Genomic DNA, 15,325 nt, shown 5'->3' with positions numbered 1-15,325 from the left:
ACCTCAGCGCTCCGGGTGTTCCAGTTCCACATCGCACCGCGCACATCCCGAGCCGTCCACGGCGACCGGTGTGGTCACCGGCGGATAGCCGGCGGCGATCACCGAGTAGTCGCCGGCGTCCAGATCAGTGAAGGCGAAAGCGCCATCCGGCCCGGCGATCGCGGTACCGACCACGTTGCCGTCCTGGTCCACGAGCGTCACCCGCGCGTCCGGCAGCGGCCGTCGGTCCGCGCCCGCCCGCACGGTGCCGCGGACCAGGGCCCCCGGCCACAGCTCCACGTCCACCCGGGAGGTGCGGGAGCCGGTCACCGGCACCAGGAGAGCGACGGGCCGGAATCCGGTGGCGCTCACCGCGACCGTGGTGTCGCCCTCCGGCAGCTCGCCGAAGGTGAACTCGCCGGAGGTGTCGGTCGTTTCGGTGGCCAGCGCCGTTCCCCGCGCGTCCGTCACCGTCACCGTCGCGCCCTCCACGGGCTGCCGGTCCCCGGCCGCGACCACGGCACCGGCCAGCCCGGTGCGGGCGGGCAGCAGGATGTCGTGGAACACCGGTTCCGCACCGAGCAGCAGGGAGGACGCCCGCGGCCGGCAGCCCTCGGCCGCCGCGATCAGCACATACGCTCCCGCTTGCGGCGCGGCCAGGCTGTAGCGTCCGTCGGGCCGGGCGAGGGTGCGGGCCACCTGCCGCCCGACGGGTGAGATCAGCGTCAGCGTGGCCTCCAGCGGAACGCCGCCCGCCGCCTCGCGTATCCGGCCGTACAGGCCGGGGCCGTTGGCGGCAGCGGCGGCACGGCCCGCGCCCTCGGCACTCGCTGCGCCCTGGCGAGCGGCACTGATTCCCTTGACGCTGGTGCCGTTGACGCCCTCCCCGTCCGCGCCGCTCCCCGCCGCGCCGATCGCGCCCGCGCCGTCCCCCTCGGCCGCCCAGCCGGGAACGCCACTGCCCGAGGGAGGGCCAGGTGCCGGTACATGCCCTCCGGCGCCCGCGCCCGCCCCCGTCAACACACGGCGCGGATCGTGCACTTCGGAGGCGCGGGGAGCCGGGGTGCTCTCGGACTCCGCGTGTTCCGCGCGCTCCGCGTGTTCCGCGGCGCTCGGGGCGGGAGCGGTCGCGTTCCGGGGAGGGCGCAGCATGACGGCGCCGATGACCGCCGCGAGGAGGGCCAGCAAGGCGGCCACGACCAGGCACAGGCGAAGGCCGTCGAGGAACGCCTCGGACAGCGCCCCCATGGCCGGTCCGGTCTCGGGGCCCAGTTTCATCCCGGCCACAGCGCCCAGCCCCTGTGCGTCGGCCGTGGCGGTGATCCGGTGCGCCACCGCGCCGTTGAGCCCGGCGTCGCCGAGGTGCCCGGGCAGGGCGTTCATGGCCTTCGAGGTCAGCAGCGTGCCCAGGACCGCCGGGCCGAGCGCGCCGCCGACCTGCCGGAAGGCGTTGTTGCCCGCCGCGGCCATACCGGCCATGTGATGCGGTACCGCCGCGACGGCGACCGCGGTCATGGGTGTGATCACCAGGCCCATGCCCACGCCCAGTAGGGCGAGCCGCCAGGCCAGCGGGCCGAACGGGGTGGCGGCGTCGATCGCCGTCAGCCAGAGCAGTGCCGCCGCCGCGGCGAGCAGACCAGCCGTGATCATGATGCGCGGCGGGATCCGGTGCATCAGGCGCCCCGCCACCGCTCCCACGACCAGGCACGCCACGGAGATGACCACCAGCCGGTATCCGGCATCCAGGGTGTCGAGCCGCTGCACCATGCCGAAGTAGAGGCTGAGGACGAAGAAGAAACCGATCAGCCCCAAGAACGTGATCATCGCGATCAGGGTGGTCGCGCTGAACGCCGCGCTGCGGAAGAGCGACAGGTCCAGCATCGGCGATGCGCTGCGCCGTTCGGCCAGTACGAAGGCGATGCCGCTGGCGACGGCCAGAGCGAGTGCCACGACCACGCGGGTTTCGGAGAAGGAGCCGGCCCCGCCCTCGATGACTCCGTAGACCAGGGCACTGATCGCCACTGCCGCGGTGATCTGCCCCGGCCAATCCAGCCGCCGTGTGCCGGGCGCCCGGGAGTCGGTCAGCAAGGGCGCCGCGACCGCCAGGCTGAGGAGCGCCACCGGTATGGACGGCAGATAGATCCACCGCCAGTCGAAGTGTTCGAGGATCACGCCGCCGAGCATCGGACCGATGGCGAGCGCGGCCAGCAAGGACGCCGCCCAGAGTCCGACGAACGCGCCGCGCTTGCGCGGGTCGGGCACCGCGTGGCTGATCAGTGCCAGTGTCGTGGGCAGCAACGCCGCCGCACCCAGGCCGGCGACTGCCTGACCGGCCCACAGGACCTCGACCGAGTGTGCCGCCAACGCGATCCCGGCGCCCGCACCCGCCAGCGCGAGCCCGGCCACATACACCTTCTTGCGGCCGTGCACATCGCCGAACACCCCGGCTGTCAGGATGAGCGCCGCCATGGGGAGCACGAACGCGTCGGATACCCACGCGAGTTGGGAAGTGGACGCGCCCAGCGCCCGTTGGATGGCCGGCAGGCTCACCGAGACCGTGGTCACGGGCAGATAGGCGACGAACACCCCGAGACAGGCCATCACGAGTGTGGCCCCCCGCCGCTCGCGCGGCTCCCCCGCTGTCGATGTGACGCTCACAGATTTCTCCCTCGCGGCCCCGGGGCCGCACTCGCTTCTCTCGCCGACACCCTCCGGTCATGTCTGCCCGCGACACCAGCCAGGCCCGCCGGACCCGGGAAAACCGACATCCGCAGCGCGGAATCGAGGGAAATCCCCCACCGGGCCGACGCCCGCTCCACATCCTCGTCCCGCCCTCCCCCTGCCCCCTTTCCAGCCGTTCTTCCCTGCGCAGTGAACCGTCCACCGCGCGGATCCGTTCGTGCGAGCGCAGACGGTTATCGACCCGCGAGGCCCTGAGAGGCGTTTCTGTGCTATTGAGAAGACTTAGATCACTTAGATCATTTCGACCGCTTCTGTTCGCTCTTTTGCTGGTTGTCGCCGGTCTGTCGGCCGTGACCTCGGCCCAGTTCAGCGGCTCCGACGACGGGAAGAGCGTCGCAGCTGCCGGTGACGCCGAGCACACCGTCACCTTGCGGAACGAGACGGGCAAGCGCGTCTGGATCGGAGCCACGGTCAACGCCGACGGCTCGTCCTCGCTCACCGGATTGCCGACGCTGGACCCGGGCAAGTCCGCCACCATCAAGATCCCCGAGCGTTCGGACGCCGGACACTGGCGCGGCAAGTTCTTCGCCCGCGAGGGCTGCACAGGCGAGAGCGGCAGCACGTTCCACTGCGAGGTGGGCGACTGCGGCCCGTACGCCGACCGCTGCACCACCGGCGAACAGCCCGTCAGCCTCGCCGAGTTCAACTTCGACCCGGCCGACAACCTCGCGCCCTGGTACAACATCAGCTACGTCAACGCCGTCTCGGCGCCCGTCACCATCACTCCCGATGGTGTGGCCCCGCCCGAGAACGGCGGGGAATGCGCCTCGGTGGGCTGCCCCACCGACCTGCTGTCCCATTGCCCTCCCGAGAACCTGACGAAGGCCAAGGACGGCAAGCCGCTGGTGTGCGTCAACCCGAACCGGGACGCGAAGACCGCCTACAGCGAGGCCCTCGCCAAGCAGTGCCCCTCGGCGTACTCCTGGTCCAAGCACGACGCCGAAAAGGGCAACCAGGTCGTGCGCCAGTGCAGCAAGTGCAAGGGACTGACCGTCACCTTCCACGGCACCGGCACCTCCGGGAAGCCCTCCCCCGAGCCGAAGCCCGGCAACGGGAACAAGCCGGGCGACGGCCAGAACCAGGCACCCCGGCACCTCAGGGGTGTCGCGCTCAACCCCGTTGACGGCGCCGCCGAGGCGCTGAAGGACTCGCGCGCCACCTGGTTCCACAACTGGGCCGCGTCGAGCGCCGGGGTCGCCAAGCCGGACGGTGTCGAGTTCGTCCCGACGATCTGGGGCAAGGGCTCGGTCACCGACGCCGAACTGGACAAGGCCGCCAAGGAGGGCAAGAACCTCCTCGGCTTCAACGAGCCGGACCTGCCCCAGCAGGCCAACATGACGCCCGAGGAAGCCCTGGATCTGTGGCCGCGGCTGGAGAAGACCGGTCTGAACCTGGGTGCCCCGGCCGTCGCCTACGACGCCGACAAGCCCGGCAGCTGGCTGGACCGCTTCATGTCGGGTGCCGAGAAGCGCGGCCTGCGCGTCGACTTCATCCCGGTGCACTGGTACGGGGCGGACTTCGGTCCCGGCGCGGCCGACCAGCTGGCCGGCTACTTGCAGCGCATTCACGAGAAGTACAAGAAGCCGGTCTGGCTGACCGAGTACGCGCTCATCGACTTCGCCGGCAAGGACGGCAAGCCGCGCTACCCGAGCGAGCAGGAGCAGACCGCGTTCATCAAGGCTTCGACGGAGAAGCTGGACGGCCTGCCGTTCCTGGACCGCTACGCCTGGTTCGCGCTGTCCACCCAGACCAGCCCGACCGGCCTCTACAACGGCGCCAGCCCGAACGAGAGCGGGAAGAGATACCGCGACGCGGACTGACCCTCCGCACCGATCCACGCTGAGCGGCCCGATCCGTCTCGCAGAGTCCGCCGCCCCTTCGCGGGGCGGCGGACTCGCCTGTGTACGGACTCACCCGCATGCGGCCGGACGGGGGCCCAGCGGCAGGGCTCTCAGACGAACTGGTTGCCCTCTGCGCGCAGTTGTCTGCGCAGGATCTTGCCGTTCCCGTTCCGGGGCAGCGCGTCCAGCCATACGACGTCGTTCGGGACCTTGTACCAGGACAGACGGGCGCGGGCGAGGTCGATCAGCTCAGCCGCCAGGGCATCGGTGTCCGTGCTCTCGCCGGACCCGTTTGCGGGAGCGGCCACCACATAGGCGCGCAGGCTCGTGTCACCCGCCGAGCGCCGCACGGCACTCACCGCCGCTTCGAGCACCCGCGGATGGCTCTCAAGGAGACGCTCGATCTCCCCCGGCACCACGTTCTGTCCGCCGATCACCTCGACGTCGTCGAGGCGGCCGTGCACGTGCAAGATGGCGTCCTCATCGAGCGAGGCCAGGTCCCCGGTCGCCCACCACACGTCGGTCAGCTGGTGCGGACCGTCGCTGCCCCGGACGACGCCGCGCGTGGCGAAGGGCACCCGTATGTACAACTCGCCCCGCTCGCCCACGGGCAGAGTGTCCCCCTCGGCGTCCACAATGCGCAGCGGCCTGCCCTCGAAGGCCGGGCCGACCGCCGAGGGCGAGTCGTAGGCGGCCGGACGGCCGATGGCGATGCCGCCTATCTCCGTCGCGCCGTACCCGTTGACCAGCCGCTCCCCGAGGACCGGCACCAGTTGTTCGCGCATCCGCGCGGAGAGCACCTCTCCCGCGCAGGTCACATGCTGGAGGCGGCCGAACACCTCGGCGTGGCCGGGCTCCAGCAGCAGTCGCGCCAGGAAGCTCGGCTGCGCGAACAGGTTCGTGACCTGGTGACGGCGCATCAGCTCGACCGCCGCCGCCGGGGTCGCACGCGGGCGGGAGAGCACGGTGGTCTGCCCGGTTGCCAGCGTGCTGAACAGCGACGCGCTCAGTCCGCCGAGGAAGTACATGCGCGAGACCGACAGCGCGACGGTGCCGGGCCCGGCGGTCTTCTGCAGGCCGCTCATGCCCTCGAAGTTGCGGTGGAGGAAGAAGCACAGTTTCGGCGGGCCCGTGGTGCCGGAGGTGAACAGGGCGAGCGCCGGGTCCTCCCCGCCGCCTTCGAACCGGGTGTCGGGCTCTCCCGCGAGCAGCGGTTCGGCGCCTGTGGTCGGGGCCGGCGCCGAGGTGTGGAGCCATCCGACGGTCTCCGGATCGACCACGATCAGCGCCGGCTCAGCCGTGGCGATGTCCCGGGTCAGATCCTCCTTGCTCATCTGGACGTTCACCGGGACCGCGACGAGTCCGGCCTGCCAAGCCCCGAGGAGGCACCACACCATCTCCATGCTGTCGGGCAGGGCGAGCAGAACTCGGTCCCCGGGCTGTAAACCCGCGGCCTTGTAACCGCCGGCGGCCCGCGCCGCGCCGTCGAAGACTTGGCTGAACGTCCAGGTGTCGTCGTCTATCAGGAAGGCGGCTCGGTCGCTCCACCCCTCATCTCTTACGTGCTCGGCCAAACGCTGTGTCAGGTTCTCGGTCATACCTTCAGACGGCTCCTTTACAGGCCACTTCCGCTTCAAGGCCACTCCCGCATTCTTCGCGGTGCCACGTACGGCCGGCGGCGTTCATCCACAAGACGTGAGCACCAGTCGTACGATAACCACGCGTTGAAGCGGAGGTTCCACCGCCTCGATCTTGTGGGACGAGGGGACGGAGAGGCTGAGGGGACCCGTAGAACGGCGGAGCAGCAACACGAGCACCAGCACCGGCACGACGTCTGAACCGCGTTCAGCACTCGGCGTTCAGCACTGGTCCTTCGGCACTCCGGCGTCCACCGGAGTGCTGAAGGGCCGTCAGACGAAGACCGAGAGCAGCAGAGCCATCAGCAGCCCGCAGATGCTCACCAGCGTCTGGATCGCCGTGTGCGACTTGGTGGCCTGGCCCAGAGTCATACCGAAGGACTCCTTTACCAGCCAGAATCCGGCATGGTTCACGTAGTTGAGGCCGATCGAGCCGGCGCCGATGGCGACGACGAGCAACGAACTCTCCACGCCGCCGCCCGTGCCCGCCATGGGGCTGAGGATGCCGGTCGCGGCAACGATGCCGACGGTCGCCGAGCCGGTGGAGAAGGACAGCACCAACGCGATCAGCCAGCCGAGCAGCAGCAAGTTGAGATGCGCCCCGGTGGCGGCCGACTCGATGGCCTTGCCGATACCGGTGTCCTCCAGTACCTGGTTGAACGCGCCGCCACCGGCGATGATCAGCAGGATCCCGGCCACGGATTTGATGCTGTCGGTCAGCGACTCGCGTACCTTCTCCGGCGGCTGTCCGCTGCGGTAGCCGAGGGCGAAGAGCGCGAAGAGGAATCCGGCGAACATCGCGATCACCGGCTCGCCCGCGAAGGCCAGCACGTGCCGTACCGGACTGGAGTCGGCCAGCGCCAACTCCGCGACGGTGCGCAGCAGCATCAGTACGACCGGCACCAGCACCGCGGCCAGGGCCCAGCCCAGCGGAACCCCGCCGGACTTCTCAGACGCCGGCGTGCCGGTCCCGGTGCCTGCCGTTCCGGTGCCTGTGTCCGTCGTTCCGGTGCCGGTGAACTGTGCGACCAGTTCCCGGTCCGGGTGGACGGCGAGCCGGGGCGCGATCCACCGCCCGTAGACCGGGCCGGCGAGCACGATGGTGGGCACCGCGCAGATCAGTCCGGTCACGATGGTGGTGCCGAGGTCGGCGTGCAGGCCCTCGACGCCGATCAGCGGGCCCGGGTGCGGCGGCACCATGCCGTGCAGGGTGCACAGTGCCGCGATGGTCGGGGTGGCGAGGTAGACGTAGGGCGAGCCCTTGACCTGGCCGCTGTCCTGGAGCCGCCGCGCGACGCTGAAGATCAGCGGCAGCAGCACGATCAGCCCGATCTCGAAGAACATCGGGATGCCGATGACGAACGCCGCGCCCGCCATGTACCAGGGCAGCGAGCGCGTTCCGGCCCGGTCCACGATCACCCGCGCGATCCGTTCGGTGGCGCCGGAGTTGGCCAGCAGCCGGCCGAGCATCGCGCCGAATGCCAAGGTGATGCCGACATCGCCGAGGATGCCGCCGGCGCCCTTCTCCACCGACTCCGCGATCTGCTCGGTGGACAGTCCGGCGACCACTGCTACGCCGACCGAGACCAGCATCAGCGCCACGAACGGGTGGAACCGGAGCCGCGAGTTGATCAGCAGCACCAGCACGCCGATGGCGACGGCGAGCGTGACCAGGAGCAGCCACGCGTGCCCCGTCACGGCCGCCGCCCGGCGGTTTCGGCGGTAGGCGCCACGGGGGGCGCGGCGAAGGGGGTGGAGTCGTTGGCGGTGCTGCGGTCGGTGCCGTCGCGCCACGCTGCGCGCGGTATGAACATGTGGACTCCTGAGATTGCGGCTCGTGCTGGGGCACTTCCGGCGTCCCGGCGGGGCCCGGCCCGGCGGCCCTGTGCCCGTTACCGTGCGGCCGGCGGCGTGCGGTTGACGTTCCGGTGGCCGCCCGGGGCAGCGGTGGCCTCCCCGCGTCGCGTGTGTCCCAGGCCGGGAAGCTATCCGCCGGGCCCCCTCGCTTTGAAGCATTCGTGCGCAACCCGCGAAATCGCTGTTCCGTGAGTTGTGTGCATTGTGCTCAGCGCGTGGGGCAGGGCTACCGTGGGAGCGGTGAAACCCGCACCGCCCCCGCCTGCCGCCGGCCGCCGCGCCCCGGCGGCGCTCCCCCGGCGGCCCCGCGCGTGGCCATGGCTCCGTCTGCGCACCCGCACACTGCTGCTCCAGTGCGCGGTGGTCACCCTGGTCGTGGGCACGGCCTTCGGCGCCTTCGCCTACGACAGCGAGCGGCGTCTCACCCGCGAATACCAGCAGCGAGCGCTCGCCATCGCCCGGACGGTCGCCGGGGAGCCGGGCGTGCGCGCGGCGGCGGACCGCTGGTCGGCCGCCGCCGAGCGCTCGGGCGGTGCCGCACGCGCTCCCCGCTCCGTGCTCGCGAACAGCCGGCTCAACAAGCGCGCCGAGACAGTACGGCGGCGCACCGGCTCGCTGTTCGTCGTGGTCACCGACGATCGCGGCACCCGGCTGTCCCACCCCGACGCGGCGCAGCTGGGGCGCAAGGTGAGCACCGACCCCTCGACCGCCCTCTCCGGGCACGAAGAGCTGGCCCGGCACCGCGCCCACCTGGGCGAGGAGGTGGTGGCCAAGGTCCCCGTACGCGCGCCCGGCTCCCGCCGGGTCGTCGGCGAGGCGAATGTCGGCGTCTCGGCCGGGGCCGTGCGCGCCGAGCAGGCCCGGGTGCTGATCGGCGGTCTCGGCTGGCTCGTCGCGGCGCTGCTGGTCGGCCTCGCCGCGTCCGTACTGCTTGCCCGCCGCTGGAAGCGGCTCACCCTCGGCCTGGAGCCGGAGGAGCTGGCCACTCTGGTCCAGGAGCAGGAGGCCGTGCTGCACGGCATCGGTGAAGGGGTGCTCGCGCTGGATACCAGGGACCGGGTGACCGTCGCCAATGACGAGGTCCGCGCGCTGCTCGGCATCGACGCGGCCCCCGGCACCCCTGTCGGTGAGCTGGGGCTGACCCCGCGAGTGCGCAACGTGCTGCGCGAGCCGGATGCCGGGCGTGCCGTGATGGCCGTGGTGCGGGAGCGGGTGCTGGTGGTGTCCGCGCGGACCGTCCGGCGCGAGGGGCGCCGGCTCGGGACGCTGCTCACCGTCCGGGACCGTACGGCTGTGGAGTCGCTGACCCGGCAGCTCGACGCCGTTCGCACCATGAGCGCCGCGCTGCGCGCCCAGCGGCACGAGTTCGCCAACCGGCTGCACGTGCTCTCCGGGCTGGTGCACTCGGGGCGGCCGTCGGATGTCGCCGACTACCTGGAGGCCCTGCTCGGCTCGGGGCCGCTCGGCGAGACCCTGCCCGACCTCGGCCCGGACACCGTACGGGACTCCTCGCTGCGCGCCTTCTTGACGGCGAAGGCCGCGGCGGCGCGCGAGCGCGGGGTGACGCTGGTGCTGGGCGGCGGCACATGGGTGCGTCGGACTGTGACCGCACCCGTCGATGTGACCACGGTGCTCGGCAACCTCGTGGACAATGCCGTGGACGCGGCGCACGCGGGGCAGCGCAGCCCGCGCCGGGTGGAGGTCGAACTCATCGGTGTGGCGGACACGTTGCTCATCACGGTCGCCGACAGCGGCGACGGCGTGGCCGAGCCCCGGCGGGAGGACCTGTTCGACGAGGGCGTCTCCACGAAGGAGCCCGGCGCCGATGACGTCGGCGGGCGCGGCGTCGGACTGCCCCTCGCCCGCCAGATCGCCCGCGCCCGCGGCGGCGACCTCCGGCTCACGGAACCGGGGGCGCCCCCGGGAGCTGCGACGCTTGAAGAGACCCCTGCACAAGAGCCCCTGGCCGGCGGGCTCCCGGCCGCAGAGGCAGAACCCCGCCCCCGGACCGGTGCGGAGACGGCCGTTCCGGGGGCGGCCGTGGGAGCGGAGCACGGCACCACGGGCGCCGTGCCGCCCGGTGCGGAGGACCGCGTGACGGGCGGAGCCGTCTTCGTGGCCCGCCTGCCCGAGGTGCTGGCGGGCGGCGACGACACCGCCGACGGCGGCGAGGGAGGTTCCGGGGCGGGAGGCAGCCCCGGCGCGGAGCCCCCTCCCCCGACGGGAACCGGACCCGGCAGCGCATCCGCCACCGCCCCGGAGCCCCCGCCCGGCGCCTCCCCGTACGACTCCCCGCCCCCCGCCGGCCACCACCCTCCGGAGCACCCCGCATGAGCATCAGCCGTCCGGCCGCGGACCACCAGCGGCCACTGTCCGTCCTGATCGTCGATGACGACTTCCGGGTCGCCGGGCTGCACTCGGACATCGTGGCGGAGACGCCGGGCTGCGCGGTCGCCGGTACGGCACGCTCGGCCGACGAGGCGCTGGCGGCGGCAGGGCAGACCGGGGTACCGGTGGACCTCGCACTCGTCGATCTGTACCTGCCGGACCGTCCGGGGCTGGAACTGCTGCACGCGCTGCCCTGCGACACGTTCGTGCTGAGCGCGGCGGCCGAGGGCCGGACCGTGCGCACGGCGCTGGCGGCGGGCGCGCTCGCGTACCTGATCAAGCCCTTCGCACCGGACGCGCTCGCCGCACGGCTGCGCGGCTATGTGCGGTACCGGCAGCTGACCGGTGCGGAGACTCTCGACCAGGAAGCGCTGGATGACGCGCTCGCCGCGCTGCGCGGAGCCGGCGCGGGTGGCCGCCGGGCCGCCACCGCCGCGCACACCGTGACCCGGGAGCTGGTGCTCGGCGCCGTCCAGGACGCGGCGGGTCCGCTGTCGGCCGGTGAGGTCGCCGCACTGGTCGGCGTGTCGCGGGCCACCGCGCAGCGGTACCTGGCCGACATGGTCAGCCGCGGGCTGCTCCGCATGCGCCTGCGCTACGGGGCTGCCGGACGGCCGGAGCAGGAGTACCGGGCACCGTGAGCCCCGGGCCGCGCCGGGAACGCGCGCGGCCCGGGGCCGGAACATCCGCGCTCAGTGCCGGGTGAGCCGTTCGGCGGACGTGGCCGGTTCGGCGGGGTTCTCGGCGGGGCGGGGCTTGAGGAGCAGCTGGAGTACCGGTCCCGTGGACATCGTGGTCAAGACCGCCATGGCCACCAGGAGGGTGTAGCCGGTGTCATCGAGCATCCCCAGATCGCGGCCCGCGGTGAGCACGATCAGTTCGGTCAGACCCCGGGTGTTCAAGAGCGCGCCGAGTGCCGCCGAATCCCGCAGTCCCCAGCCGCAGAGCCGGGCCGCGCCGGCGGCGGCGAGGAACTTGCTGCCGATGGCCGCCGCCAGTAAGAAGGCCAGGTCGAGCAGCCGGGAGGCGTTCAGTGCGGAGAGGTCCACCTGCCAGCCCGCGGCGACGAAGAAGACCGGCAGGAGGAGCCGGGTGTCCAGGACGCCGAGGCGGCTTCGGAATTCGGCCTCACCGCGCTTTTCCTGCCGGGACCGCTCGCCGTCTTCTTCCTGGTGTTCGTATTTCTCCTGCTCTCGCAGGCCGTTGACCGCGCTGGTGCGGCACACGCCGAAGACGAAGGCGCCGATGATGAAGTGCAGCCCCATCCATTCCGTGGCGGCGGCCGACGCCAGGACCCCTGTGCAGGTGAGGGAGAGATCGAGCCCGGCCCGGCCCTTGCGGATCAGCCTCCGCAGCAGCGGTCGCACCACAGCGGCCATCAGGGCCAGGTAGGGAACGAACCAGATCAGCCGCCAGGGCGCGTCCCTTCCGCAGAGGACCATGACGACGCCCAGCGCGGCCCAGGCGAGGATGTCGCAGAGCGCGGCGCTGGCCAGTGCCGTCTGGCCGAGAGGCGCACGGGACAGTCCCCGGTCCTCGACGATCCGGGCCAGCACGGGGAAAGCGGTCACCGACAGGGCGACCCCCATGAAGAGGACCGGTGCGACCCCTTGGACATCGGAACCGCCCGGCCGCCACCACAGGCCGAGGGCGACACCCACGGCGAACGGAACCACCATGGCGACTGCCGCGATGCACGCCGAGGGCCGCTGGGTCGCCCACCCGGTGGCCCAGTCGAACTCCATGCCGAGCTTGAACATGAAAAGGGCGAGCCCGAGTTGGGCTAAGGCGCTCAGCTCGCCGCGGACACTCATCGGGAAGAGGAACTCCGAGAGCTGTCCGTTCAGCACGGTCGGCCCGAGGAGGATGCCGACGGTGATCTCGCCGATGACGGGAGGCTGTCCGCAGCGGCGGGCGGCTGCCCCGGCGAGCTGGGCCAGCACGACGATCAGCGCGAGGTCGAGGAAGAGTATGGAGAGTTGGCTACTGGACATGTCAGCTGTACTCCGGTTGAAGGCGGAGGCCGTGTGGGCTCGCGGCGCTGGAGCCGGCCGTCCGGGGGCGTCAGGAGGCGTGGCCGGCCGGGTTGCGGACCTGGAGGTGCCAGGCGTCCCGGCACATGTCGGTGAGATCGCGCTCGGCGGTCCGGTTCTAGCCGGTGGCCGCGGCGGCCGGATCGGTGACGAGGGTGGCGACGTCGCCGGGGCGGCGGGCGGTGATCCGGTACGGCACGTCACGGCCGCCGGCCGCCTCCAAGGCCGCGATGAGCTGGAGGACGGATGTACCGGTGCCGGTCCCCAGGTTGAAGGTGCGCATGCCACTCTCGCCCCCGAGATGTGCGAGGGCCGCGCAGTGTCCTTCGCCGAGGTCCATGGCGTGGATGTAGTCGCGCGCGCCCGTGCCGCCGGCGGTCGGGCAGTCGTCGCCGAAGACGCTGAGCCGGTCGGGCTGTCCGGCGGCGACCCGGGCCACGTAGGGCATGAGGTTGTCGGGGGTGCCGCGGGGTTCTTCGCCCCACAGGCCGGAGGGGCGGGCGCCGACGAGGTTGAAGTAGCGCGGGCTCAGCCCCCTGAGTGCGGGGAGTTGCCGGCGAATTCCGCTATACACTCCAGTGCCTGCGGCAAGCTGTCGGACGAGTCGTCGGCCACCACCACTTCGTGGCCGCGCTGGAGGAGTTCGCATCGTGTGCGGCTGCCGGTGAAGCCGGCGCCACCGGTTACCAGGACCTTGGCAGGTACGGTACACCTCACTCTTCATCGCCCGATTCTCACATGGACCTTGTTCAGGACGGCTGGATCGGCCCCTGCCCATTGAATCGGGCCCATGCCCGCGACAACGGGCCGGGCCGCTCGGCTCGCGCAGCGGAGTCAGAGCGCCTGCGCCATGTGGTGCGGTAGATGAGCCCCCCCACTCCGGTGACCGGATCGGCAAGGCCGAAGGGAAGATCGAAAGGGTGGCGCCCCGGTGCGGGAATGCCGAGGCCGCTTTGGAGCCGCGGTGGGGCGTCCGGCCGTCCGAACAGGACACTGCCGACGCAGTCCACACCGGCCACCTCAAGGCCGGGCATGCGCTCGCACAGCGCCCGGGAGGTGCAGCCGACCTGTTCAAGCGGCGCGGCCGAGGGGTGAGTTGCCGGGAGGTGGAGCGCGCCGCCTGGATGTCGCCGGGGTCGAGCAGGCCGTCTGTCCCCCGCCGGACCAGGGCGGGACGTTGTCCATCCGGGTGGGCGGGGCCGCCGAGCGCTGCGGGTGGCGCGGTCAACTTCGGCTGCTGGTCGTCACGTTAGGGTGCCGATATGAGTTTCCGGCCGGCGGCGTACGCCGTGTGCACCGACGGCGGACGGGTGCTGCTCGCCCGTCATGTGCCGCCGAAGGGCGAGACCGACTGGACCCTTCCGGGCGGCAGAGTCGAGCACACGGAGGACCCGTTCGACGCGGTGATCCGGGAAGTCGCCGAGGAGACCGGCTGCGACGCGGTGGTCGAGCGCCTGCTGGGGGTGGACTCCAGGGTGATCCCCGCAGCCGAACGCAATGTCCCGGGCGACCGCGAGCATCAGAATGTCGGCGTCGTCTACCAGGTTCGCCTCACCGGCGGCGAGTTGAGGCCCGAGCCGAACGGCGAGACCGCCGAGTCGGTCTGGACTCCGCTCCCCGCCGTCGCCGGTCTGCGAGGGTCATCGCTGGTCGATGTCGGCCTGAGCCCGGCGCAGACCCGCCCGGCGACCGGCCACGTCCCCGCAGTCACGGTCGGCGGCCTGATCCAGCACTGAAGGATCGGCCGCCGCCATCTGTCAGGCCGGTGCGGGGATTTCACGGCGGCGCCGCGCGTGCAGGCCGGCACCGCCGCCCCCCCTACGGTCTGGTCCGCCGACGCTTGTTCGCGAACACCCACCGGTTGCCGGCCAGTGCGTCGTTCCGTTCGGGCAGCGGGCCGCGCCCGTGCCGGCGGGAGAAGTCGAAGGGGGTGTGGACCGCTGTGGTCCAGCCCTTGCCTACCAGAGCGCCCGCGGAGTCGGGTCGCTTCTCTCTGTTGAAGAGGCTGAGCAGGTCGATGCCTATCTGGTGGTGCGTCGAGGTGTAGAGCGGGCTGTCGCGGTATTCCAGCAGGTCCTTGTCGAGCTTGACCTCGAACGCCAGAGCGCTGCCGCCTGTGCTCAACCGGTCCACCGTGTCGATGAGGTGGGTCTCGGCGGCGCTGGACAGGTAGAACAGCAACCCCTCGGCCAGCCAGACGCTCGGTGCTGCCGTGTCGAAGCCCGCGTCGGTCAGCGATGCGGCCCAGTCGGCACGCAGATCGACCGCGATTGGTACGCGCGCCGCGTTCGGGGCGGCCGGCAGCCCGTCGAGCACCTGGTGTTTGAACGCCAGTACGCCTTCCCTGTCAATCTCGAAGATCACGCAGCCGGGAGGCCAGTCGAGCCGGAAGGCCCGGGTATCCAGTCCTGCCCCGAGCAGGACCACTTGGCGGACGCCTCCCTCGTGCGCGGAGCGGAGGAGGAAGTCATCGAGAACCCTCGTCCGCAGGCCGAAGTAGCGTGCGAACCGTCCCCACAGCGGGTTCGCGTCCCCGTCCGGAACCTGTTGGATGCGTACCGGCCAGTCCGCCGATGCCGGTGCGGCGAGCACGAAGTGCTCCGCGTAGATGTCGCGTGCCAGGCTGTCGGGGCGGTGGGTCTCGATCGCCCGTGCCGCGGCGACCAGCAAAGCGGTCCGGCCGACGCGCCCTTCCACACCTTCCACACCGGTATCCCGATGCGCTGTGCCAACCATGTGTGCTCCCTTGGCGCGAGTAGAGGCCACGAACAGCGGTGTCCGCGGCCCGCCTGTCAGATCGCGGTCGATCAGTCGGGCTGCCGATCAGTTGGGTGTGGGCGTCCGGCGC

The 15,325-nt window shown here is 71.8% G+C and carries 11 protein-coding genes; 4 read left to right on the top strand and 7 right to left on the bottom strand.

Annotated features, from left to right (window positions below):
• Nucleotides 1-3: 3 nt before the first annotated feature.
• Nucleotides 4-2,637 (bottom strand): MFS transporter, encoded by a 2,634-nt coding sequence (locus ABD339_RS16785; RefSeq protein WP_425576014.1) that lies wholly within the window; start codon nt 2,635-2,637, stop codon nt 4-6.
• Nucleotides 2,638-3,011: 374 nt separating this feature from the next.
• On the opposite strand from ABD339_RS16785, the gene ABD339_RS16780 reads away from it, so the two are divergent.
• Entirely contained in the window at nt 3,012-4,541 is a 1,530-nt protein-coding gene (locus ABD339_RS16780) for a glycosyl hydrolase (protein WP_344566837.1), read from the top strand.
• A gap of 131 nt (nt 4,542-4,672) precedes the next feature.
• Here ABD339_RS16780 and ABD339_RS16775 read toward each other — a convergent pair whose 3' ends face one another.
• Nucleotides 4,673-6,160, bottom strand: coding sequence for a class I adenylate-forming enzyme family protein (locus ABD339_RS16775; protein WP_344566835.1), 1,488 nt, complete (start codon nt 6,158-6,160; stop codon nt 4,673-4,675).
• 312 nt (nt 6,161-6,472) lie between these two features.
• Complete coding sequence (locus tag ABD339_RS16770; RefSeq protein ID WP_344566833.1) at nt 6,473-7,897, bottom strand: GntT/GntP/DsdX family permease; 1,425 nt, start codon at nt 7,895-7,897, stop codon at nt 6,473-6,475.
• Between the two features lie 399 nt (nt 7,898-8,296).
• Here ABD339_RS16770 and ABD339_RS16765 point away from each other — a divergent pair, with 399 nt between their 5' ends.
• Both ABD339_RS16765 and ABD339_RS16760 read left to right on the top strand, forming a co-directional pair.
• Nucleotides 8,297-10,390: a sensor histidine kinase gene (locus tag ABD339_RS16765; RefSeq protein ID WP_344566831.1), complete on the top strand. Its 2,094-nt coding sequence runs from the start codon at nt 8,297-8,299 to the stop codon at nt 10,388-10,390.
• The gene (locus tag ABD339_RS16760) at nt 10,387-11,085 is read left to right on the top strand and encodes a response regulator transcription factor (protein ID WP_344566829.1); all 699 of its coding nucleotides are present in this window, start codon (nt 10,387-10,389) and stop codon (nt 11,083-11,085) included. Before ABD339_RS16765 ends, ABD339_RS16760 begins: the two co-directional genes overlap by 4 nt.
• 51 nt (nt 11,086-11,136) lie before the next feature.
• On the opposite strand, the gene ABD339_RS16755 is transcribed toward ABD339_RS16760, so the two are convergent.
• The 3 genes from ABD339_RS16755 to ABD339_RS16745 all read right to left on the bottom strand — a co-directional run bounded on the left by ABD339_RS16755 (nt 11,137) and on the right by ABD339_RS16745 (nt 13,194).
• Nucleotides 11,137-12,438 carry a cation:proton antiporter gene (locus ABD339_RS16755; protein ID WP_344566827.1) on the bottom strand — a complete coding sequence of 434 codons (1,302 nt, stop codon included), beginning with the start codon at nt 12,436-12,438 and terminating at the stop codon, nt 11,137-11,139.
• 157 nt (nt 12,439-12,595) lie between these two features.
• Entirely contained in the window at nt 12,596-13,051 is a 456-nt protein-coding gene (locus tag ABD339_RS16750) for an NAD-dependent epimerase/dehydratase family protein (RefSeq protein ID WP_344566825.1), read from the bottom strand.
• The gene (locus ABD339_RS16745) at nt 13,006-13,194 is read right to left on the bottom strand and encodes an NAD-dependent epimerase/dehydratase family protein (protein WP_344566823.1); all 189 of its coding nucleotides are present in this window, start codon (nt 13,192-13,194) and stop codon (nt 13,006-13,008) included. The genes ABD339_RS16750 and ABD339_RS16745 overlap by 46 nt, the downstream gene beginning before the upstream one ends.
• 545 nt (nt 13,195-13,739) lie before the next feature.
• On the opposite strand from ABD339_RS16745, the gene ABD339_RS16740 reads away from it, so the two are divergent.
• Nucleotides 13,740-14,213 (top strand): NUDIX hydrolase, encoded by a 474-nt coding sequence (locus ABD339_RS16740; RefSeq protein WP_344566821.1) that lies wholly within the window; start codon nt 13,740-13,742, stop codon nt 14,211-14,213.
• 82 nt (nt 14,214-14,295) lie between these two features.
• On the opposite strand, the gene ABD339_RS16735 is transcribed toward ABD339_RS16740, so the two are convergent.
• On the bottom strand, nt 14,296-15,213 hold the full coding sequence (locus ABD339_RS16735; protein WP_344566819.1) for a class I SAM-dependent methyltransferase: 918 nt from the start codon (nt 15,211-15,213) through the stop codon (nt 14,296-14,298).
• Nucleotides 15,214-15,325 lie beyond the last annotated feature (112 nt).

Source organism: Streptomyces axinellae, assembly GCF_039532135.1.
GTDB classification, from domain to species: Bacteria; Actinomycetota; Actinomycetes; order Streptomycetales; family Streptomycetaceae; genus Streptomyces; species Streptomyces axinellae.
Note: the sequence above shows the minus strand (reverse complement) of the source record. Positions and strands in the feature narration are given on the sequence as shown.